Source organism: Pseudomonas sp. AP19, from assembly GCF_001728855.1.
Lineage (GTDB): Bacteria > Pseudomonadota > Gammaproteobacteria > Pseudomonadales > Pseudomonadaceae > Aquipseudomonas > Aquipseudomonas fluorescens.
In genome coordinates, this window is the sequence record NZ_LXJP01000007.1 from 6,774 (window position 1) to 32,226 (window position 25,453).

Below are 25,453 nucleotides of genomic sequence, written 5' to 3' on the forward strand. Positions count from 1 at the left end.
CCCGATGCAAGCGGCAGCTGAAAACGGACTTTCTCCTCAACCGTGACTTATCAGGCAGGTTACCCCCATGCAGTTCAGCGAATTATTGGCAGCGATTTCCACCCATGCGATCCGTCTGCAACTGGAAGAGGGCGACCTGATCATCCTGGGCGACGATGAGGCACTGGATGACGCGCTGTGGGACCAACTGATTGCCCACAAACCGCGCCTGCTTGAGTGGGTGGCCGAGCATGGCGGTGACTGGCTGAGCCCGGCGTACCGCATCACCCCGGACATGTTGCCGCTGGTCAACCTCGACCAAGCGGCCATCGACCGGATTGTCGCCGCCATCCCCGGTGGTGCGGCGAATGTGCAGGATATCTACCCGTTGGCGCCGCTCCAGGAGGGGATGCTCTACCATCATTTGTCGGCGCAACAGGGCGATCCGTACGTGCTGCACGCGCAGTTTGTGTTCGACAACCGCGCGCGTCTGGAGGGGTTTGCGCAAGCGCTGCAATGGGTCGTCGACCGCCACGATATCCTGCGCACCTCGATGGCCTGGGAGCGCCTCGATGAGCCGCTGCAAGTGGTGTGGCGCAAGGCAACCCTGGCGTGCGAACAGGCCTCCTTGACCGGCGGCGACGTGTTGGCCCAACTGCTGGCGCGCTACGATGCGCGCACTTACCGCATGGGCCTGGATCAGGCGCCGTTGCTGCGCCTGGTGTTTGCCGACGACCCGGCCAACCAGCGCGTGGTGGCGATGCTGCTGTTTCACCACACTATTCTCGACCACACTGCGCTCGACGTGGTGCGCCATGAAATCCAGTTGTACCTGGCCGGCCAGCAAGCCCAAGCCGCTGAACCGGTGGCGTTTCGCAGCTACATCGCCCATGTGCGGCACGCCGTCAGCGAGCAGGCGCATGAGGCGTTCTTCCGCGAGATGCTGGCGGATATCGAGGCGCCGACCTTGCCGTTCGGCCTGCAGGATGTGCGCGGCGATGGGCAGGGCATTGATGAAGCGCGCATTCCCGTAGACAGCAGCGTAAGCCGTCGCCTGCGCACCTTGGCGCGTCCGCTTGGGGTGAGCGTGGCGAGCATGATGCACGTGGCTATGGCGCGTGTATTGGGGGTGGTCTCCGGTCGCGAGTCGGTGGTGTTCGGCACGGTAATGCTCGGCCGCATGGGCGCGGGCGAGGGCAGTGAGCGCGCCTTGGGCATGTTTATCAACACCTTGCCACTGCGCGTGGATGTGGGCGCGCAGGCTGTGCGCGCCGAGGTCCAGGCCACCCATGCACGCCTTAGCGCCTTGCTCAATCACGAACACGCCTCCCTGGCACTGGCCCAGCGGTGCAGTGGGGTGGCGGCGCCTATGCCACTGTTCAGCGCGATGCTCAACTACCGCCACAGCGCCGCCACCGATATGGCCGCCGTGATTGAGGTTGCCGAAGGCATTCAGGTGCTGGGCGCCGAAGAGCGCACCAACTACCCGCTGACGGTCAACGTGGATGACCTGGGTGAAGACGTTGCGTTGACGGTAATGGTCGACGCCGCCATCGGTGCGCAATGCGTTGCCGGTTACCTGCATACCGCTTTGGAAAGCCTGGCCGATGCCCTGGAGCAGCGACCGGATCAGCCGCTGAGCGGCCTGAATATTCTCCCCGATGCCGAGCGTCACCACCTGCTGCACAGCCTCAACCAAAGCCCCGCGCACTACACCGACACCGCCCTGATCCACCAGCAAGTCGAAGCTCACGCCGCCGCCCAACCCGACGCCATTGCCGTGCGCTTTGAACACCTGCGCCTCACCTATCGCCAACTCAACGAACGCGCCAATCAGCTCGCCCACCGCCTGCTGGCCCAAGGCATACGCGCGGATGATCGAGTGGCGATTTGCGTGGAGCGCGGCCCGGAAATGATCATCGGCCTGCTGGGCATCCTCAAGGCCGGTGCCGGCTATGTCCCCATCGACCCGGCTTACCCGCTGGAGCGCATCGCCTACACCCTGGCTGACAGCGAACCCTCGGCGGTGCTGGTGCACGCCAACACTCGCCATCTGGTCGGCGACCGCATGGCGATTGATCTCGACAGCGTGCAAGGTGAGTCCATCGTCAACCCGCGGGTCAATCTCAGCCCGGCCAACCTCGCCTATGTGATCTACACCTCAGGTTCCACCGGCCTGCCCAAAGGCGTGATGATCGAGCATCGCCAGGTGGCGCGGCTGTTCACGGCCACCGAGCCGTGGTTCGGCTTCAACCCTAACGATGTGTGGGCACTGTTTCATTCCTTTGCGTTCGACTTCTCCGTGTGGGAAATCTGGGGCGCGCTGATGCACGGTGGCCAGCTGTTGATCGTGCCGCAACTGGTCAGCCGCTCGCCGGATGAGTGCTACACGCTGCTCTGCGAAGCCGGCGTGAGCATACTCAACCAGACGCCGAGTGCCTTCCGGCAACTGATCGCCGCGCAGGGCAGCAACCCGCAGTCGCATTCCTTTCGCCAGGTGATTTTCGGCGGCGAGGCGCTGGAGCCCGGCATGCTCAAACCGTGGTACAGCCGCGCGATCAACGCCGGAACGCAATTGGTCAATATGTACGGCATCACCGAAACCACGGTGCACGTCACTTATCGCGCGCTGGAAGCGGCGGATGCGCAGTTGGTCGGCGTGAGCCCGATTGGCGTGCGTATTCCCGACCTGCAGCTCTACGTGTTGGACGAGCAGCGCGAGCCGCTGCCGTTTGGCGTGGTTGGCGAGTTGTACGTCGGCGGCGCCGGTGTGGCGCGCGGTTACCTCAACCGTGATGCGCTCAACGCCGAACGCTTCCTGGCCGACCCGGCCACCGGCCTGCGCATGTACAAGACCGGCGACCTCGGCCGCCTGCTGGCCGATGGCAGCGTCGAGTACCTGGGCCGCAACGATGACCAGGTGAAGATTCGCGGTTTTCGTATCGAACTGGGTGAAATCGAAGCACGCCTGGCCACCGCCAACGGCGTGCGTGACGCCGTGGTGATCGCCCGTGAGGACGAGCCGGGTAACAAACGCCTGGTCGCCTATGTGATTGGCGAGCACGACGTCAGCGCCGCCGCACTGCGCGACCACCTGCTGCTGAGCCTGGCCGAATACATGGTGCCCAGCGCCTTCGTGCTGTTGGATAAGTTGCCGTTGACCACCAACGGCAAGCTCGACCGCAAGGCCTTGCCGGCACCGGATGCCGATGCCCTCGCGCGGCGTGACTATGCCGCCCCGCAAGGCGCGATTGAAACCGCCATCGCCGGTATCTGGCAGCAGCTGTTGAAGCTCGACAAGGTGGGCCGCGACGACAACTTCTTTGAACTCGGCGGCCACTCCCTGCTGGCGGTCAAGTTGATCGAACGCATGCGCCAGATGGACTTGAGCGCTGATGTGCGCGTGCTGTTCGGTCAACCCACGCTGTCTGCCCTGGCGGCTGCGGTGGGTGGGCAGCGGGACGTACAGGTGCCGGTCAACCTGATCGAGCCCGCCAGCGAACACATCACCCCTGACATGCTGCCCTTGGTGGCGCTGGACCAGGCCGGCATCGACCATATCCTGCGCACCGTGCCCGGCGGTATCGCCAACGTGCAGGACATCTACGGCCTGGCGCCGTTGCAGGCCGGTATTCTTTATCACCACCTGGCAACCACCGAGGGCGATCCCTATGTGTTGCAGGTGCAGTTCAGCTTTGCCGACCAAACAGCGCTGGATGCGTTTGTCGGTGCATTGCACAGCGTCATAGCCCGCAACGACATCCTGCGCACCAGCCTGCTCTGGGAAGGCCTGGATGAACCGGTACAAGTGGTCTTGCGCCAGGCGCCGCTGGCGGTTGAGCGCATCGACGTGCAGGGGGGTGATGCCCTGGCGCAGCTGCAACAACGCTTCGACCCACGCCACTATCGCCTCGACCTGTCCCGCGCCTCGTTGATGCACTTTGGATACGCCCCGCAGCAGGACGGCTTCGTCGGCATCCTGCTGCTGCACCATATCCTGATCGATCACACCGCCCTGCACGTGCTGGTGGAGGAAATGAGCGCAAGCCTGGCCGGTCGCAGCGCGCAACTGCCGGACGCGGTGCAGTACCGCAACTACGTGGCCCAGGCGCGATTGGGGGTGACTCAGGCGCAACATGAAGCCTTCTTCAGCGACATGCTCGGCGATATCGACGAGCCGACGCTGGCGTTCGGGTTGCAGGATGTCAATGGCGACGGCAGCGGTATTGTCGACGCTCACCTGCCACTGGACCCGGCCCTCAGCCAAGGCCTGCGCGAACAGGCGCGGCAACTGGGCGTCAGCACTGCCAGTTTGGTGCACCTGGCCTGGGCCCAAGTGTTGGCGCAAGTTTCCGGCCAGCAAGACGTGGTATTCGGCACCGTGCTGCTCGGCCGTATGCAAGGCGGCGAGGGCGCCGACCGGGCGCTGGGGATGTTCATCAACACCTTGCCGCTGCGGGTCAGCCTCGGCGCGACCAGTGTGCAAGCCGGCGTACGCGCCACCCACGCGCGCCTCGCGCAGTTGCTGGGGCACGAGCACGCCTCGCTGTCACTGGCCCAGCGGTGCAGTGGCGTGCCGGGTTCGCTGCCGTTGTTCAGCACGCTGCTCAACTACCGCCACAGCGCAGCCGGGGACGCGCCGGGAGCCAGCCCGTTCGCCACCTCCGGGATCGACATTCTCAGTTCCGAAGAGCGCAGCAATTACCCGCTGGTGCTGAACGTCGATGACCTCGGCACAGGGTTTGCGCTCACCGTACAAGGCGTGGCCACGCTGGATGTGCAGCGCGTGGGCGACTCTATGCGCACCGCGTTGGCCCACCTGGTCACCGCGCTGCAACAAGCGCCGACCACGCCCCTGCACGCGGTGTCGATTTTGCCCGCAACCGAACGCCACCAGGTGCTGGTGGGTTTCAATGCCACCGCCCGCGAATACCCGGCGCAGTTCACCGTGCACCAGTTGTTCGAAGCCCAGGCGCTGGCCCGTCCCGAAGCCGTGGCGGCGATGCATGGCGCGTTGTCATTGAGTTATCGCGACCTCAACCGCCGGGCCAATCGCCTGGCCCATCACCTGATCAACCAAGGTGTGCAACCGGGCGAAAGTGTTGCGATTGCGCTGCCACGTTCGCTGGATTTGCTGGTCTGCCAACTGGCGATCCTCAAGTGCGCGGCGGTGTATGTGCCGCTGGATGTCAACGCCCCGGCCGAGCGCCAGGCCTTCATGGTGCAGGACAGCGGTGCGCGCCACGTGTTGACGGCCCTGGCCGACCTGAACCTGGATGCGCTGTCACCGCGCAATCCCGACCTGGTCCAGTCGTCCGACAGCGTGGCGTACATCATGTACACCTCCGGCTCCACCGGCGCGCCGAAAGGCGTGCAAGTGCCGCACCGCGCGGTCTCGCGCCTGGTGCTCAACAACGGCTACGCCGATTTCAATGAGCGTGACCGTGTGGCCTTCGCGTCCAACCCGGCCTTTGACGCCAGCACCCTCGACGTGTGGGCGCCGTTGCTCAATGGCGGTTGCGTGGTGGTGGTCGAGCATGCGGTGCTGCTGTCCCAGGCGGCCTTTGCTTCGCTGTTGCAGGAGCAAGCGGTCAGCGTGCTGTGGATGACCGCAGGCTTGTTCCATCAATACGCAGATGCATTGCTGCCGGTGTTCCGTCAGTTGCGCTACCTGATTGTCGGCGGCGATGTGCTTGACCCGCTGGTGATCGGCCGCGTGCTCAACCACGGTAAGCCCCAGCACCTGTTGAACGGCTACGGCCCGACCGAAGCCACCACGTTCTCCACCACGTTTGAAATCAGCGCGGCGTGCGCGGGCGGCGTGCCGATTGGGCGGCCGATTGCGAATGCGCAGGCCTACGTGCTGGATGCGCGCCAGCAGCCGCTGCCGCTGGGCGTGGTCGGCGAGCTGTATATCGGCGGTGCGGGCGTGGCCAACGGCTACTTGAACCAGCCGCAACTGACCGCCGAAAAGTTTATCCCGAACCCCTTTGGTGAAGGCCAGCTTTACCGCACCGGCGACCTGGCCTGTTGGCAGGCCGACGGTAATTTGTTGTACCAGGGGCGCAATGACCTGCAAGTGAAGATCCGCGGTTTCCGCATTGAACCCGGTGAAATCGAGAGCTGCCTGGCCGCGTTCCCCGGTGTCAAGGATGCGGTGGTCATGGCCCGCGAAGACGAGCCTGGCGATAAACGCCTGGTGGCCTACTACACCGCCCAGGCCGCGTTGGAAATCGAAGCGCTGCGTGCCCACGTGCAAGGCCAGTTGCCGGATTACATGGTGCCGTCGGCCTATGTCTGGCTGGAACTGTTGCCGCTGACCGCCAACGGCAAACTCGACCGCAAGGGCTTGCCGGTGCCGGGGCCGAGTGCGTTGCTCAGCCGTGGCTATGAGGCGCCGGAAGGCGCGGTGGAAACCCTGCTGGCGCAGATCTGGCAGGACGTGCTCAAGCTGGAACGCGTCGGGCGCCATGACCATTTCTTCGAGCTGGGTGGGCATTCGTTGCTTGCGGTCAGCCTGATCGAACGCATGCGCCAGGTGGGTTTGAGTGCCGATGTGCGCGTGCTGTTCAGCCAACCGAGCCTTGCCGCATTGGCGGCGGCGGTCGGCAGCGGGCGCGAGATTGTGGTGCCGGCCAACCGCATTCCACCGGGCTGCACGCGTATCACCCCGGCGATGTTGACGCTGCTGGACATTGATCAAGGCGCCATCGAGCGCATCGTCGCCACAGTCCCTGGCGGCGCGGCCAATGTGCAGGATATCTACCCGCTGGCGCCATTGCAGGAAGGCATTCTCTATCACCATATCAGCGCCGAGCAGGGCGACCCGTACCTGCTGCAATCGCGCATGGCGTTTGACAGCCTTGAGCGCCTGCACGCCTTTATGGGCGCGCTGCAACAGGTCGTGGCGCGTCACGACATCCTGCGCACCGGGGTGGTCTGGGAAGGCCTGGCCAGCCCGGTGCAAGTGGTCTGGCGCGAAGCACCGTTGACGGTGCAGGCCGTCGCCCTGGACCCGGCCGACGGCGGCATCATTGAACAACTGCATGCGCGCTTTGACGCCCGCCATTACCGCCTGGACATCACCCAGGCGCCGTTGCTGCGCATGGTCTACGCCCAGGACCCTGCGAATGATCGGGTCGCCGCCATCCTGTTGTTCCACCACTTGGCACTCGACCATACCGCCATGGAAGTGGTCGGCCAGGAGATGCGCGCGTTTCTGTTCAACCAGGCGCATGCCTTGCCGGTGGCTGCACCGTTTCGCAACTACGTAGCCCAGGCACGCCTGGGAGTCAGCGTGGCCGAGCATGAGCAGTTCTTCCGCGAGATGCTCGCGGATGTCGATGAACCAACCTTGCCGTTTGGCGTGCAGGATGTGCAGGGCGACGGCCGGGATATCGAAGAGGCCGAGCAGCCCCTGGACGCGGCGCTGGCGTTGCGGGTGCGTGAGCAGGCGCGTGTGGCGGGCGTCAGCGCGGCCAGCCTGATGCACCTTGCCTGGGCGCACGTGCTGGGGTGGCTGTCGGGGCGCGACGACGTGGTGTTCGGCACCGTCTTGATGGGCCGACTGCAGGCCGGCGATGGCGCGGACCGCGCGTTGGGCATGTTCATCAACACCTTGCCGCTGCGGGTGGATGTGGCTGGCGGCGCCGCGAGCGCGCTCAAGGCAACCCATTCACGCTTGAGTGGGTTGTTGGCGCATGAACATGCGTCCCTGGCGCTGGCTCAGCGTTGCAGCGGCGTCCCGGCCGCCGTGCCGCTGTTCAGCGCCTTGCTCAACTACCGGCATAGCAGCCCCGGCGAGATGGCCCGCGACGGCCACGGCATTTGGGCAGGCGTGCAACTGTTGGGCGGCGAAGAGCGCAGTAACTACCCGCTGACCCTCAGCGTCGACGATCTCGGTGCAGGCTTTGGCTTGACCGTGCTGGCCTTGCCGCAGATCGGCGCCCAGCGCCTGTGTGGTTACATGCATAACGCCGTGGAGCAGTTGGTCACGACACTGGAGCAGGCACCGAACACCGCTCTGCATCAGTTGCCGATGCTGCCGCCGGCAGAACGTGAAACCCTGCTGCGTGAGTTCAACGCAACCGCCGCCGATTTCCCGACGGGGCAGACCGTCCAGGGGGCTTTTGAAGCCCAGGTCGAACGTCAGCCCCACGCGATTGCCGTGCAACAGGACGGCGAATCCCTGACCTATCAACAGCTCAACCAGCGCGCCAACCAGTTGGCCCATCACCTGCTGGCGCTGGGCGTACAGCCGGATGATCGGGTGGCGATCTGCTGCCGCCGTGGCCCGCAGATGTTGGTCGGGCTGCTGGGCATTCTTAAAGCCGGCGCCGGGTATGTGCCCATCGACCCGGCGTACCCCACCGAGCGTATCGCTTACCTGTTGCAGGACAGCGCGCCGGTGGCGGTGCTGGCGGAAGCCGGCACCCGTGATCTGTTGGGCGCGGTCGCCACCGTGGACCTGTTGGACGACAGTCGGCAACACCTTGCCGTGAGCAATCCTCAGCTCGCCGGCCTGACTGCGGCCCATTTGGCCTACGTGATCTACACCTCGGGCTCCACCGGCCAACCCAAAGGCGTGATGGTCGAACACCGCACCGTGGAAAACCTGGTGCACTGGCATTGCGAAGCTTTCGGCCTGGATGCGCGCAGCCACACCAGCAGCGTCGCCGGTGCAGGGTTCGACGCCATGGCCTGGGAGGTGTGGCCCGCGCTGTGTTCGGGGGCAACGCTGCACGTGCCGCCGGCCAACGTCGGTAATGAAAACATCGACGAGTTGCTCGCCTGGTGGCTGGCGCAGCCGCTGGACGTGAGCTTCCTGCCGACGCCGGTGGCCGAGTACGCGTTCAGCCAGAACCTGCAACACCCGACCCTGCGCATCCTGCTGATCGGCGGCGACCGTCTGCGCCAGTTCACTCAGGAGCGGCGTTTTGCCGTGATCAATAATTACGGGCCGACCGAAGCCACGGTGGTCGCCACCTCTGGCCGGGTGCGCGCCGGGCAGGCGCTGCATATCGGCCGGCCGGTCGCCAATGCCAGTGCGTACGTGCTTGATGCACACCAGCGTCTGGTGCCGGTGGGCGTGGCCGGTGAACTGTATGTGGGCGGCGGCGGCGTGGCGCGGGGCTATTTGCACCGCCCGGACTTGAGCGCCGAACGCTTCCTGCAAGACCCGTTCAACGAAGGGCGCATGTACCGCACCGGCGACCTGGTGCGCTGGTTGCCCGATGGCAATCTCGAGTACCTGGGCCGTAATGATGACCAGGTCAAAGTGCGCGGCGTGCGAGTCGAACTCGGCGAAATCGAAAGCCGCCTGGCGGCGCTGGACGGTATCGGCGAAGCCGTGGTGTTGGTGCGCGAGGGCCGTCTGATCGCCTGGTTCACCGAACACTACCCGCTGGCGATTGACACCCTGCGCGCACAACTGCGCGAGCAGCTCCCCGACGCGCTGGTGCCGGCCGCCTACGTCAAGCTCGACGCGCTGCCCCTGACTGCCAACGGCAAACTGGACCGCCAGGCGCTGCCGCAGCCCGATCAAGCGGCGTTGCTGAGCCGCGACTATGAGGCACCTCAAGGTGAGGTGGAAACCACCCTGGCGCGTATCTGGGCCGAGGTGTTGCAGGTCGAGCAAGTCGGCCGTCACGACCACTTCTTCGAACTGGGTGGCCACTCGCTGCTGGCCGTCAGCCTGATCGAACGCATGCGCCAGGTCGGCCTCAGCGCCGATGTGCGTGTGCTGTTCAGCCAGCCAACGCTCGCGGCCCTGGCCGCCGCCGTGGGCAGTGGTCGCGAAGTGCAGGTGCCGGCCAACCGCATCAGCGTTGATTGCCGGCGCATCACCCCGGACATGCTGACGCTGGTGACACTCGACCAATCGACGATTGATCAGGTGGTCGCCCGCGTCCCCGGCGGCGCCGCCAACGTGCAAGACATTTACCCGCTGGCGCCGTTGCAGGAAGGCATTCTCTATCACTACATCACCGCCGAGCAGGGCGACCCGTACCTGCTGCAATCGCACCTGGCCTTCGACAGTGTGGAGCGCCTGCATGCCTTTGCCCAGGCGCTGCAACACGTCATCAACCGGCATGACATCCTGCGCACCGGTGTGGTGTGGGAGGGGTTGGCGCAACCGCTGCAAGTGGTGTGGCGCAAAGCCGAGCTGAGCATGCAGGCCGTGCACCTGCAAGGCGATGTACTGGCCGGTCTGCACGAGCGTTTCGATGCGCGGCGCTACCGCCTGGATATCAGCCAGGCGCCCCTGATCCGCCTGATGTACGCCAACGACCCGGCCAACGCGCGTGTGGTGGTGGTGCTGCTCTATCACCATATCGCCCTCGACCACACCGCCTTCGACGTGGTGCTGCGCGAAATGCAGGGCTATCTGCTCGGCCACCCGGCCCCCACGGCGGCGCCGATGCCGTACCGCAACTATGTGGCCCAGGCGCGTTTGGGCGTGAGCGAACAGGAACACGAACGCTTCTTTCGCGAAATGCTCGGTGATGTGGACGAACCGACCTTGCCGTTCGGCTTGCAGGATGTGCGCGGCGACGGCAGCGCCATCGAAGAACATTGCCTGCGCCTGGACAGCGCCCTCAACCATCGCCTGCGCGCCCAGGCCCGGTTGCTCGGCGTGAGCACCGCGAGCCTGTTCCACCTGGCCTGGGGCCAAGTGCTGGCGGCGACGTCGGGGCGTCACAGCGTGGTGTTCGGCACGGTGCTGGTGGGCCGCATGCAAGGCGGCGAGGGCGCTGACCGGGCGCTCGGGGTGTTTATCAATACCTTGCCGCTGCGCCTGGAAATCGACGCGCAAGGTGCACGCGCCGCGGTGCGTGCGACCCATGCCCGGCTCACCGCGTTGCTGGGGCATGAGCACGCGTCGCTGGCGCTGGCTCAGCGCTGCAGCGGGGTGACGGCACCGGCGCCGCTGTTCAGCTCGATGCTCAACTATCGCCATCGCGGCGCCGCGACTCAATCGGCAGACGCGCAACAGGCCTGGGAAGGCATGCAAACCCTGGTCAACGACGGGCGCACCAATTACCCGCTGACGTTGAACGTGGATGACCTGGGCGATGGCTATGAGGTCACCGCCCTGGCGAAAATCGACGCGCAACGGGTGTGTGGCTATATGCAAACAGCCTTGGCCGGGCTGGTCGATGCCCTGGAGCAGGCACCGCATCAGGCGCTCAATCGCTTGCCGATCCTAGGCCATGACGAGCGGCACACACTATTGGTGGAGTTCAACTCAACGCAGGTGCACTACAACCTCGACCAGACCCTGCACGGCCTGTTCGAAGCCCAGGTCGAGCGCACGCCGGATGCCATCGCGGTCAAAGCCGGCGACCTGCAGCTGACCTATCAGGCACTCAACGAACGCGCCAATCGCCTCGCCCATCACCTGCGTGAACGCGGCGTACAGCCGGATTCGCGTGTCGGTATCTGCGTCGAGCGTGGCCTGGACATGGTCATCGGCCTGTTGGCCATCCTCAAGGCCGGTGGCGGTTATGTACCCCTCGACCCGGCGTACCCACGCGAGCGTATTGCCTACATGCTGCAAGACAGCGCGCCCGTGGTGGTGCTGGCGCAGGGCGCCACCGTTGAGTTGCTCGGCGATGTGCCGGTGCTCGATCTGGACCACGACACCTGGCAACACCAGCCTGCTGCCAACCCTCAGGTGCCGGGGCTCACCGCCCAGCATCAGGCCTACGTGATCTATACCTCCGGTTCCACCGGCCAGCCCAAGGGCGTGATCAACGAGCACGCCGGCGTGGTCAACCGCCTGCTGTGGATGCAGGACGCGTACGGCCTCAAAGCCCATGACACGGTGCTGCAGAAAACCCCGTTCAGCTTTGACGTGTCGGTGTGGGAGTTCTTCTGGCCGCTGTTGACCGGCGCACGCCTGGTGATGGCGCGCCCGGGCGGCCACAAGGAACCGGCGTACCTGTGCGAAGTGATCGAAGCGGAGCACATCACCACGCTGCACTTTGTGCCATCGATGCTCGAGGTGTTCCTGGCCCACGGCGATGTCAGCAAGGCCGCCGGGCTGGTGCGCGTGATGTGCAGCGGCGAAGCCTTGCCGGGCAGCCTGGTGCGGCGCTTCAAGCAGCAATTACCGGAGATCGGCCTGTACAACCTGTATGGCCCGACCGAAGCGGCCGTGGATGTGACGGCCTGGAACTGTGCACGCCCCGATGTGCCGGACAACACGCCGATCGGCAAGCCGATTGCCAACACGCGCATGTACCTGCTGGATGCGCAGTTGCAGCCGGTGCCGTTGGGTGTGGTCGGCGAGCTGTTCATTGGCGGCGTGCAAGTGGCGCGCGGCTACTTGAATCGGCCTGAGCTGACCGCCGAACGCTTCCTCAAGGACCCGTTCACAGGTGGCCGTATGTACCGCACCGGTGACGTCGGCCGCTACCTGCCCGATGGCAATCTCGAGTACCTGGGCCGCAACGATGACCAGGTGAAGATCCGTGGTTTGCGCATCGAACTGGGCGAAATCCAGGCGCGGCTGCTGGAGCATCCGCAGGTTAACGAGGCTGCCGTGGTGGCCCGTGACGATCGCCTGGTGGCTTATTACACCGGTGCGCCGGCCGACATCGAACACCTGCGCGCCCACCTGTTGCAGCACCTGCCGGACTTTATGGTGCCCGCGTTGTTCGTGCACCTTGACGCGCTGCCCCTGAGCCCCAACGGCAAGCTCGACCGCAAGGCCCTGCCTGCGCCAGGCATGGACGCGCTGAGGGTGCGCGAGTACGCGGCGCCGCAAGGTGACACCGAGATCCTTCTCGCGCAGCTCTGGGCGGAACTGCTCAAAGTGGAGCGGGTAGGGCGCCATGACAACTTCTTTGAACTGGGCGGGCATTCGCTGCTCGCCGTGAGCTTGATCGGACGCCTGCGCCAGGAAGGCATGGAAGCCGATGTGCGGGCGTTGTTTGAACAGCCGACCCTGGCCGGCTACGCCGCCATAACCGAACGAATGGAGATCGTCCTGTGAGTATTTTTGAGCTGTTGGCGACGCTGAAAACCAAGGACATCCAACTGGCGCTCAAGGGCGAGCAGTTGTCGGTGCAAGGCAATAAACAAGCGTTGAGCGACCCGGCGATCCTTGCCGCGTTGCGCGAACACAAACCCGGGCTTATCGCGTTGATCCAGGCCGGGGAGTATTCGGCGAGCAAGGCCGGTGAAGTCGAGGTGCCAGCCAATGCGATACCGGCCGGTGCCGAGCGCATCACGCCGGGTATGCTGACCTTGTCGACGCTGAGCCAGGACGAGATCGACCGTATCGTCTCGACCGTCGACGGCGGCGTGGCGAATATCCAGGATATCTACCCGCTGGCGCCCTTGCAGGAAGGCATTCTGTTCCACCACGTCAGCGCCGAACAGGGTGACCCGTATGTGATGCAGTCGCAGTTCGCGTTTGACAACCTGGCGCGCTTCGAGGCATTTGCCCAGGCCTTGCAAGCCGTGATGGACCGCCATGACATCCTGCGCACAGGCGTGGTCTGGGACGGCTTGCAGGAACCCTCGCAAGTGGTCTGGCGCCAGGCGCGCCTGCCGGTGCAGGCCCTTCAGCTCGACCCGGCGGACGGCGACATCGCCGCGCAATTGCACGCGCTGTTCGACGCCCGCCACTATCACCTCGACGTCACGCAGGCGCCGCTGCTGCGCCTGGTACGTGCCGACGACCCGCTGAATCAGCGGATCGTCGCGACCCTGCTGTTCCACCATATGGCCCTCGACCACAGTGCCCTTGAAGTGGTGTGCCACGAACTGCAGGCGTGCCTGTTGGGGCAGGGCGCAGCGCTGGGCCGGCCCGTGCCGTTTCGCAACTATGTGGCCCAGGCGCGGCTGGGCATCAGCGAGCAGGAACATGAACAGTTCTTTCGCCAGATGCTCGGCGATATCAGCGAGCCGACGTTGCCGTTTGGGTTGCAGGATGTGCAGGGCGATGCCCGCGGCATCGCTGAAGTCAGCCTGCCATTGGCGCCGGCGTTGGCGCAGCGCTTGCGCGCGCAAGCCCGGCAACTCGGTGTGAGTGCCGCCAGCCTGTTTCACCTGGGCTGGGCCCAGGTGTTGGGGGTGCTGGCGGGCAAAGAACAGGTGGTATTCGGCACCGTCCTGATGGGCCGCATGCAAGGCAGCCATGACACCGATCGGGCGCTGGGGATTTTCATCAACACGCTGCCGTTTCGCGTGGACGTAGGCAGCCAGGACGTGCGCACCGGGGTCAAGGCCACCCATGCACGGCTGACCACCTTGCTGCGCCATGAGCACGCCGCCTTGGCGCTGGCCCAGCGTTGCAGCGGCGTGGCGGCGCCGACGCCGCTGTTCAGTGCGCTGCTCAATTACCGTCACAGTGCGCCGGCGGCCGATAACGCGGCGTCGTCGGCCTGGCAAGGGATCGTCGCGCTCAGCGCCGAAGAGCGCACCAACTACCCGCTGACCTTGAGTGTGGATGACCTCGGTGACGGCTTTGGCTTGAGCCTGCTTGCCAGCACCTTGGTCGACCCGCAGCGCGTCTGCGCCTACCTGGAAACCGCCCTGGACAACCTGGTGACCGCGCTGGAGCAAGCGCCGCAGACGGCCCTTCACCATGTGTCGGTGGTGCCTGCCGCCGAGCGACATCAACTGCTGGAGCAGTTCAACGCCACTCAGATGCATTTCCCGCAGGGCACCACGTTGCATGGGCGCATTGAAGCCCAGGCCGCGCGCACGCCCGAGGCCATCGCCGCGGTGCACCAGGGCCGCCAACTGAGCTACGCCGAGTTGAACCAGCAAGCCAACCTGCTGGCCCATCACCTGCTGGCCTTGGGCGTCAAACCGGATGACCGCGTGGCCATCGTCGCCCGTCGTGGCCTGGATACCCTGGCCGGGTTGCTGGCGATCCTCAAGGCCGGAGCCTGTTATGTGCCGGTCGACCCGTCCCACCCGGCCGAGCGCCTGAATTATCTGCTGACCGACAGTGCGCCGGTGGCGGTGTTGACCCAGCACGCCCTGCTGGAGCGCCTGCCTGCCCTTGATGTGCCGGTGATCAACCTGGATCGCTTCACCTGGCAGCACCATTCGGCGAGTAACCCCAAGGCCGCTGCGACCGCGTCCAACCTCGCCTATGTGATCTACACCTCCGGCTCCACCGGCCTGCCCAAAGGCGTGATGGTTGAACACCACACGGTGGCCAATCTGGTGGACTGGCACTGCCGTGCCTTTGACCTGTGTGCCGGGCGCCACACCGCCAGCGTCGCCGGTTTCGGCTTTGATGCGATGGCCTGGGAAGTGTGGCCGGCGCTGTGTGTCGGCGCGACCTTGCACCTGCCGCCCGCCGATGAAGGGGCGCAAGACGTCGACGCCTTGCTGGCCTGGTGGTGCGCGCAGCCGCTGGACGTGTGCTTCCTGCCCACGCCGGTGGCCGAGTACGCGTTCAGCCAACAGATCGAACACCCCACGCTGCGCACCTTGCTGATCGGCGGCGATCGCCTGCGCCAGTTCGCGCGTGCCCAGCGTTTCGAGTTGATCAACAACTACGGCCCCACGGAGGCCACGGTGGTTGCCACTTCCGGCAAGGTCGAGGCCGGGCAGCCGTTGCATATCGGTAAACCTGTCGCCAATGCCACGGTGTACGTGCTGGATGAACAACAACGGCCGGTGCCATTGGGGGTGGCCGGTGAGTTGTATGTGGGCGGCAAGGGCGTGGCGCGCGGTTATTTGAATCGCCCGGAACTGACCGCCGAACGTTTCCTGCAGGACCCGTTCAACACCGGCCGCATGTACCGCACGGGTGACCTTGCGCGCTGGTTGCCGGACGGCACTCTCGAGTACCTGGGGCGCAATGATGACCAGGTGAAAATCCGCGGCGTGCGCATTGAGTTGGGCGAGATCGAAACCCCGCTCAACCAGTTGCCGGGGATTCAGGAGGCCGTGGTGCTGGTCCGTGAGGATCGCCTGGTGGCTTACTTCACTGAACATGCGCAGCTCGACCCGTTGGCCGTCGGTGATATCCGCGCCCATCTGGTGGCGCACCTGCCCGACTATATGGTGCCGGTTGCCTATGTGAAGCTTGACGCGCTGCCCCTGACCGCCAACGGCAAACTCGACCGCAACGCCCTGCCGGCGCCGGATAGAGCCGCCGTGTTTACCCGCGAATACGAGTCACCCGAGGGCGAAATCGAAAGCGTGCTCGCCCAGATCTGGGCCGATGTGCTGCACGTAGAACGTGTCGGGCGCCGCGATCACTTCTTTGAACTGGGCGGGCACTCGCTGCTGGCGATGCGCATGGTGTCGCAGGTGCGCCAGCGCCTCGGGGTTGAACTGAACCTCGGCGACCTGTTTGCCAATGCCGAACTGGCGGCGGTCGCCGAGGTGCTGACCCGCTCGGGGCGCAGCACGTTGCCGGACATCCTGCCGGCCAACCGTGATGAACCTGTGCCGTTGTCCTTCGCCCAGCAGCGCCTGTGGTTCCTGGCGCTGATGGAAGGTGCCAACACGGCCTACAACATCCCTATCGGCTTACGTTTGCGCGGGCAGTTGCATGTCGAGGCCTTGCGCCGGGCGCTGGCGCGTATCGTTGCGCGCCACGAAACCCTGCGCAGTCGTTTTGCCCAGCAGGGCGATGACGCCCATGTGCTGATCATGCCGGCCGAAGACGTGCTGCCCCTGCAAGTGCAGGACCTGCGCCGTCACCCGCAACCCCAGCAGGCGTTGGATGCGTTGATCCACGGCGAGGCCTCGGCTCCGTTTGACCTGGAGCGCGGCCCGTTGCTGCGCGGGCGACTGGTGGTGATGGCGGACGAGCACCATGTGCTGTTGCTGACCCTGCACCATATCGTCTCCGATGGCTGGTCGATGGGCGTGCTGACCCGCGAACTGATGGCGCTGTATCAAGCCTTCAGCCACGGCCAGCCCGACCCGTTGCCGCCGTTACCAATTCAATACGGCGACTTTGCCGTGTGGCAGCGCTTGTGGCTCAGTGGTGAAGTGCTGCAGCGCCAGAGCCGTTATTGGCAGCAAGCCCTAGCCGGTGCGCCGGCCTTGCTCACGCTGCCCACCGACCGCCCGCGCCCGGCGCAGCAGGACTATGCCGGCAGCAGCGTCGCAGTGCGCCTGGATGAACGCCTCACCGCCGGGCTCAAGGCCTTGAGCCAACGGCACGGCACCACGCTGTACATGACCTTGATGAGTGCCTGGGCCTCGCTGTTGGCGCGGTTGTCCGGGCAACACGACGTGGTGATTGGCTCGCCGGTGGCCAACCGCAATCGCAGCGAAATCGAAGGGTTGATCGGCCTGTTCGTCAACACCCTGGCGGTGCGCATCGACACGTCGGGCGAATTGAGCACCGAGGCGTTGCTGGCGCGGGTCAAGGCGCTCACGCTGCACGCCCAGGCCCACCAGGACTTGCCGTTCGAGCAGGTGGTGGAAATCACCCGGCCGCTGCGCAGCCTGGCCCATAGCCCGGTGTTCCAGACGTTGCTGACCTGGCAGGACAGCAGCGCGCCGATCCTCGCGCTGGGTGATCTGGCCCTGGAAGGCATCGTCGAGAACAGCCACTTTGCCAAGTTCGACCTGTCGCTGAACCTCGGCGAAGTGCAGGGCAGCATTCTCGGTGCGCTGGAATATGCCGTGGCACTTTTTGATGAATCGACCGTGCAGCGTTATGCCGGCTACTTCACCCGCGTGCTGCAGGCCATGGTCGATAACGACCAGGCGGTGCTGGAGCATGTGCCGCTGGTGGGTGAACGTGAGCGTCAGCATCTGCTGTTCGATTTCAACGCCACCGCCGTCAGTTACAACCTTGAGCAGACCTTGCACGGGATGTTCGAGGCGCAGGTGGCGCGCACGCCGCATGCGGTGGCGGTCAAGGCGGGCGAGCAGCACCTGACCTATGCCGAGCTGAACGCGCAGGCCAATCAGTTGGCCCGTCACCTGCAGGCGCTGGGCGTACAGGCGGATTCGCGCGTGGCGATCTGCGTCGAGCGGGGCCTGGAGATGGTTATCGGCTTGTATGCGATTCTCAAGGCTGGCGCGGCGTATGTGCCGCTGGATCCGGCCTATCCCCACGAACGCATTGCCTACATGGTGCAGGACAGCGCGCCGGCAGTGGTGCTGGCCCAAGCGGCTACACGTGGCTTGTTGGGCGAGGTGGCAGTGGTCGATCTGCACCAGCCGACCTGGCAGCATCAACCCGTCGACAACCTCGGCGTCCAGGGTGTGAGCGCCTATGTAATCTACACCTCCGGCTCCACCGGCCAGCCCAAAGGCGTGATCAACGACCATGCCGGTGTGGTCAATCGCCTGCTGTGGATGCAAGACGCTTATGGGCTTACGGCGCAGGACACCGTGCTGCAGAAAACCCCGTTCAGTTTTGACGTGTCGGTGTGGGAATTCTTCTGGCCGCTGTTTACCGGCGCACGGTTGGTAATGGCGCGCCCAGGCGGGCATAAAGACCCGGTGTACCTGTGCGAAGTGATTGCCACCGAACACGTCACCACCGTGCATTTCGTCCCCTCAATGCTCGATGTGTTCCTCGCCCATGGCGATGTGACTCAGGCCGCCGGCCTGGTACGCGTGATGTGCAGCGGTGAAGCCTTGCCGGGCAGCCTGGTGCGCCGGTTTAAACAACAGCTTCCAGGCAGTGCGCTGCATAACCTGTATGGCCCGACCGAAGCCGCTGTCGATGTGACGGCGTGGAACTGCGCAGGCGCGGTGACGCCGGACAATACGCCGATCGGCAAACCCATCGCCAATACACGCATGTATGTGCTCGATAGCCAGTTGCAGCCGGTGCCGTTGGGCGTGGTGGGCGAGCTGTTCATCGGCGGCGTGCAAGTGGCGCGGGGCTATCTGAACCGGCCGGAGTTGACCGCCGAGCGTTTCCTTGACGACCCGTTTACTCACGGCCGGATGTACCGCACCGGTGACGTCGGGCGCTACCTGGTCGACGGCACTCTCGAGTACCTGGGGCGCAATGATGACCAGGTGAAGATCCGTGGTTTGCGTATTGAACTGGGCGAAATCCAGGCGCGATTGCTGGAACATCCGCAGGTCAACGAAGCGGCGGTGGTCGCCCGCGAAGAACGGCTGGTCGCCTATTACACCGGCACTCACAGTGACATCGACGGCCTGCGCAGCCACCTGCTGCAGCACCTGCCTGAGTTCATGGTGCCGGCGATATTCGTGCACCTGGATGGGCTGCCGCTGAGCCCCAACGGCAAGCTCGACCGCAAGGCCTTGCCGGCGCCGGGCCTGGATTCCCGGGTGGTGCGCGCGTATGAGGCGCCTCAAGGTGATACCGAAATCGCCCTGGCCAGCCTGTGGGCCGAATTGCTCAATGTGGAGCTCGTGGGCCGTCACGACAACTTCTTTGAACTGGGCGGGCATTCATTGCTGGCGGTCAGCCTGATGGGCCGGATGCGCCGCCTCGGGTGGTCGGCGGATGTGAAAGTGCTGTTTGGTCAGCCGACACTGGCCGCCCTGGCGGCAGCGCTGGGCGGTGGTCGCGAAGTCGCGGTGCCGGCCAACCGCATTGCTGCTGATTGCACCCACATCACGCCGGACATGCTGGCGCTGATCCGGTTGGACCCGGCGGCCATCGAGCGCATTCTCGCCGGCATCCCCGGCGGTGCGGCGAATGTGCAGGACATCTACCCGCTGGCGCCCTTGCAGGCGGGCATTGTTTATCACCACCGCGCCGTGCTGGAGGGTGACGCTTATCTGCTGCAGGCGCAGTTCGCCTTTGCCAACCTGCTGCGCCTGCAAGCCTTCACCCGGGCGTTGCAGGCGGTGATCCGGCGGCATGACATCCTGCGTTCATCCTTCCATTGGGACGGCCTGGAAGAGCCGGTGCAGGTGGTTTGGCGTGAAGCCTCGTTACGCGTCGAAACCGGCCCGTTGCCGCAACGCCTGGACCTTGCCCAAGCCCCGTTGATGCGCCTGGTGTATACGCAGGAGCCCCAGCGGGTGGTCGCCACGTTGCTGTTCCATCACTTAGTGATGGACCACCTTGCGCTGGAAATCCTGCAGCATGAAATGCAGGCATTTCTGTTGGGGCAAGAGGCCGAGCTGGGCACGCCGGTGCCGTATCGCAACTATGTCGCGCAGACCCGCCTGGGGGTTGATGATCACGAGGCGTTCTTTCGCGAGATGCTGGGTGAGATCGACGCGCCCACCGAGGTCGAACACCTGGGCGCCGCTGAAAAAGCTCAGCGGGCGGTTGAGCCTCAGTTGAGCCAGCGCCTGCGTGCCCAGGCGCGCCAAGCGGGTGTCAGTGCCGCCAGCCTGCTGCATGTGGCCTGGGCCCATGTGTTGGGCAAAGTCAGCGGCCGCGAACAGGTGGTGTTCGGCACGGTGCTGCTCGGTCGTCTGCAAGGGGGTGAAGGCGCCGAACGGGCCATGGGGGTGTTTATCAACACCTTGCCGTTGCGGGTCGACCTGGGCCAACACTCAGTGCACACCACGCTGCGTGCAACCCATGCACGGCTGACCCAACTGCTCAGCCATGAACATGCGCCGCTGGCACTGGCCCAACGTTGCAGCGCGGTGCCGGTGGCGACACCGTTGTTCAGCGTGCTGTTCAACTACCGTCACAGTGCGCCGCAAGCCGGTGGCGTGGCGGCAGCATGGCAGGGCATTCAGTTGCTCAAGGCCGAGGAACACACCAATTACGCGCTGTCGGTGAGCGTTGATGACCTGGGTGATGGCTTGCGCCTTGAAGCCATGGGGCCGGGGGCTCGACGTTTGTGTGACTACCTGCACACGGCCCTTGAACAGGTGGTGGAGGCGCTGGAGCACAACCGTGAAGTCGCCATCGGCTGCCTGCCGATTCTGGCGGCCGCTGAACGCCAGCAGTTGGCGGACTTCAACGCCACGACCCGCGCGTTCCCCCGCGAACACACGGTGCAGCGCCTGTTCGAAGCCCAGGCCCAGGCCCGCCCGGATGCCTTGGCGGCGTTGCACGGCGAGCACCTCCTTGGGTACGGCGAACTGAATACGCGCGCCAACCGTCTGGCTCATCACTTACTGAGCCTGGGCGTGCGTCCTGCCGATAACGTGGCGATCCTGCTCCCGCGTTCGTTGGACCTGCTGGTCAGCCAGCTGGCGATCCTCAAATGCGCCGCCGCCTATGTGCCGCTGGACATCAACGCGCCCGCCGAGCGCCAGGGCTTTATGGTGCAGGACAGCGGCGCGAGCTGGGTGATTACCCGCAGCGATACCGCCATCGAGTACCCGGCGCGGCGCCTCGACCTGGACAGCCTGGCGCTTGACCCGCAACCGAGCCACAACCCGGACGTGTCGCAGTCCTCGGACAGCGTGGCGTACATCATGTACACCTCCGGCTCCACCGGCACGCCGAAGGGCGTGTTGGTGCCGCATCGCGGCATCACGCGCCTGGTGCTTAACAACGGCTACGCCGACTTCAATGCCGCCGACCGCGTGGCGTTTGCCTCCAACCCAGCGTTCGATGCGAGCACCATGGACGTGTGGGGCCCGCTGCTGAACGGCGGCCAGGTGCAGGTTGTCGACCACGCCATATTGCTCGACCCAGTGGCTTTCGGGCGGGCGTTGAGCGGGGCGACGGTGCTCTTCGTCACCACGGCGTTGTTCAACCAGTACGTGCAGATGATTCCCGAGGCCCTGGCCGGCTTGCGCATGCTGTTGTGCGGCGGCGAACGTGGCGACCCGGCGGCGTTCCGCAGCCTGCTGGCGCAGGCGCCCGCATTGCGCCTGGTGCATTGCTATGGGCCGACGGAAACCACCACTTACGCCAGCACCTATGAAGTGCGCGCGATCGCCGATGACGCCGACAGCGTGCCCGTGGGGCGGCCGATTTCCAACACGCAAATCCATGTGCTGGATGCGCAATTGCAGGCGGTGCCGCTGGGCGTGACCGGTGAGATTTGCATCGGTGGTGACGGCGTGGCCAAGGGGTATTTGAACCGGCCGGAGCTGACCGCGGAAAAGTTTGTCGACGACCCGTTCAACGCGGGGGCCTTGATGTACCGCACCGGCGACCTTGGCCGCTGGACGGCGGATGGCCTGCTGGAATGTATCGGGCGCAACGACCATCAGGTGAAAATCCGCGGCTTTCGCATCGAACTGGGTGAAATCGAAGCCCGCCTGGCGAGCTTTGCGGGCATCCAGGACGTGGTGGTCCTGGCGCGTGAGGACGTGCCGGGTGACAAGCGCCTGGTGGCGTATTTCACCTGGGCGGCCGCGCCCGTTGGCATCGACAGTGTGCGCGCGCACCTGCACGGCCAATTGCCGGAATACATGCTGCCGTCGGCCTATGTGCCACTGGCGCATTTGCCGCTGACGGCGAATGGCAAGGTCGATCGCAAAGCCTTGCCGCTGCCGGCCCTGGACGCCTTTACCGGCTGCGAGTTTGAAGCGCCTGCCGATGCGTTGGAAGACACCCTCGCACAGCGCTGGGCGGATGTCTTGAAGCTGGAGCAGGTCGGTCGACACGACAGCTTCTTCGAACTGGGCGGGCATTCATTGCTGGCCATTCGACTGGTCAACCTGCTGGATGAAGCCGGCCTGCAGGTGACTCTGGCCGAGTTGTTCCAGCACGCCAGCGTCGCCAGCGTGGCCGCCATGTTGCGCCAGCGCACGGATGAACCGGTGGTGCGTGACAGTGCATTGATAACGGTGCGCAGCAGCGGCTCGCAGCCGCCGCTGTTCCTGATCCATGAATTCAGCGGCATGGACGTGTACTTCCCGGCACTGGGTCAACACTTGCCCGGTGATTATCCGATCTATGGCCTGGCGGGTCTGGCGCTCGGTGAGGCGCACCTGAACACCATGGAAGGCCTGGCGGCCCGCTTGGTCGGCCTGATACGCAGCGTTCAGCCCCATGGGCCTTACCGTGTGGCGGGCTGGTCGTTCGGCGGCGTGCTGGCGTATGAGGTGGCGATGCAACTGCTGGGGCTGGATGAAGCGGTTGAGTTCCTCGGGTTGATCGACAGCTACGTGCCGCGCATGACCGACCAGGGCAAGGCGCGCTGGAGCGGGCCGGATGCCCTGAAGCGGCATTTGTTGTTGCAGTGCACTGCGTATTGGAAAGCACAGGGAGGTGTGGATGAGCTGGCGAGCCTTGAACAGTTGGAGGCGGGCATTGGACAGCTGGACTTTGCGGCTCTGCTGCAACGCTGTCGCGATGAAGGTCTGCTATACGCGCAAATGGCAGCGGCTACGGACGCGGACCTCTTGAGCTTTATCGAGCGGGAAGTGGGGCATGGGCACGCGCTGGCGCATTACAGCGTGTTTGCGTTGCCGGTTCCGGTGCATTTGTTTAGCGCCATGGAGCGGCCGACCGAGTTGTCGCGGCGCAGTGTTTCGCTGGGCTGGGAGGCGGCGTTGGCACCTGGGCAATTGCGCCAGATAGACGTGCCAGGTGACCACCAAAGCATGATGCAGGCGCCGCATATTCAGGCGTTGGGCCGTGCGATGAGCGAGGCGCTGGCCACAGGTTCGGCGGTGCAGCAAGGCGTGTATCAGCCGCTGTTGCGCATTCAGAGCGGGCGGGCGGGGTATGCGCCGGTGTTTTGCGTACCTGGGGCGGGGGACAGCGTCACCGGGTTTGTCGGATTGAGTGAAGCGCTGGGGCGCGACTGGCCGCTGTTCGGCTTGCAGCCGCGTGGGTTGGATGGCGAGGCGGTGCCCCATAGCCAGGTGGAAGCGGCAGCCGCGTGTTATCTGACGGCGCTGGCGCAGGAGTGCCCGCGCGGGCCGGTGCATCTGGTCGGGCATTCGTTCGGCGGCTGGGTCGCGCTGGAGATGGCCGTGCGGTTGCAGGCGATGGGCCGAGAGGTGGCGTCGTTGACGGTGATCGACAGTGAGTCGCCGGGCGGCAATGGCGTGGTAGGGCGGCCGTATACGTCGACGGCGGCCTTGTTGCGGTTGATCGAAGCCATGCAGTTGTCGGCCGGAAAGTCCTTGGACATCGACCCCGTGGCGTTTGCCGGGCGTGATGAAGTGGCGCAGCGTGAGTGGCTGCATGCCGGGATGGTCGCGGTCGGTTTGTTGCCGGCGCGCGCCAGTGTGGACGCGATGGCGGGGCCCGCACGTACGTATGCCGCAGCCTTGCGCACGGTGTATCGGCCGACCCAGCGCTACCACGGGGTGGTGCGATTGGTATTGGCGCAGGACCCGGCGCTGGATGCAGCGGGCAATCAACGGGAGCAGGGGTTAATGATCGACGGTTGGCAGCGTCAGGGCAGTGGCCTGGAGGTTTGGTATGGCGGCGGCAATCACTTCACATTGCTCAAGGCCCCGAATGTTCACGGGCTTGCGCGGTGGTGGCTGGACGGTGTGGTGATTGGGGAGGTGGTGTCGTGAAGTTTGGTAAAACAGGCGTGTCCCTGGCAGTCGCCATCGTGGCTGGTCTGGTCGTCTACGCGGTGCAAGCACCCGCTGACGCCCCGCAATACCTGACCGCTACGGCCGAACGCGGCGACATCGAAAACGCTGTATTGGCCACCGGCGTGCTGGAAGGCATCAAGCAAGTGGATGTCGGCGCCCAGGTTTCCGGCCAATTGAAATCCCTCAAAGTCAAAGTCGGCGACAAGGTGAAAAAGGGCCAATGGCTTGCCGAAATCGACCCGCTGATTCTGCAGAATACCCTGCGCAAAGCCCAGGTAGACGAGGAAAACCTCCAGGCCCAACGCCGTGCCACGGCCGCTCAACTCAAACAGGCCAAGGCGGTTTACGAACGCTATAAGGGCTTGCAGGTTGACGAGTCGGTCTCGCGCCAGGACTTCGAAGACGCCGAGTCGACGTTCCAGGTGCAGCAGGCCAACCTGTTGTCCCTGGATGCACAGATAAAAAGTGCGCATATCCAGATCGACACCGCCAAGGTCAACCTGGCCTACACCCGTATCGTCGCGCCCATCGATGGCGATGTGGTGGGGATCGTCACCCAGGAAGGCCAGACCGTGATCGCCAGCCAGCTGGCGCCGGTGCTGCTCAAGCTGGCAGACCTGGACACCATGACCGTCAAGGCTCAAGTGTCGGAGGCGGATGTGATCCATATCAGCCCCGGCCAGCAGGTGTATTTCACCATCCTGGGCGAGGCCGACAAGCGCTACTACGCCAAGCTGCGCGGCACTGAGCCGGCGCCGCAGAACTTCCTCGAAACCCAGACGGCGGGCACACCCAAGCAAAACACCGCGGTGTTCTACAACGCACTGTTCGACGTGCCCAACCCCGAACACCGCCTGCGCATCGCGATGACCGCGCAGGTACGCATCGTGCTCGACACTGCCCAGGCTGCATTGATGGTGCCGGTGGCGGCACTCGGGGCGCGCAACGCCGATGGCAGTTACCCGCTGCGCGTGCTGGACGCCAAGGGCAAGGCGGTGTCGCGCGACGTGAAGACCGGGATCAATAACAACGTCAAAGTACAGGTTCTGGAGGGCCTGGCCGAGGGCGATAACGTCGTGATCGGCGACGCCACACCTGCTGTGGCGGGGAACTGACG

General features: G+C 65.0%; 3 protein-coding genes. All 3 read left to right on the plus strand.

The window, feature by feature from the left end:
- Positions 1 to 67: 67 nt before the first annotated feature.
- From A7D21_RS07715 to macA, 3 genes are read left to right on the plus strand one after another with little or no spacing between them, the layout of a single operon-like run.
- On the plus strand, positions 68 to 12,979 hold the full coding sequence (locus A7D21_RS07715) for a non-ribosomal peptide synthetase (protein ID WP_069551394.1): 12,912 nt from the start codon (positions 68 to 70) through the stop codon (positions 12,977 to 12,979).
- Complete coding sequence (locus A7D21_RS07720; protein ID WP_069551395.1) at positions 12,976 to 24,312, plus strand: non-ribosomal peptide synthetase; 11,337 nt, start codon at positions 12,976 to 12,978, stop codon at positions 24,310 to 24,312. Before A7D21_RS07715 ends, A7D21_RS07720 begins: the two co-directional genes overlap by 4 nt.
- Positions 24,309 to 25,451 (plus strand): macrolide transporter subunit MacA, encoded by a 1,143-nt coding sequence (gene macA / locus A7D21_RS07725; protein ID WP_218188673.1) that lies wholly within the window; start codon positions 24,309 to 24,311, stop codon positions 25,449 to 25,451. Before A7D21_RS07720 ends, macA begins: the two co-directional genes overlap by 4 nt.
- Positions 25,452 to 25,453: the final 2 nt, after the last annotated feature.

Excerpts from the sequence above, each read along its gene's own strand:
- A7D21_RS07715 (WP_069551394.1), top strand. The coding sequence starts at position 68 with ATGCAGTTCAGCGAATTATTGGCAGCGATTTCCACCCATGCGATCCGT.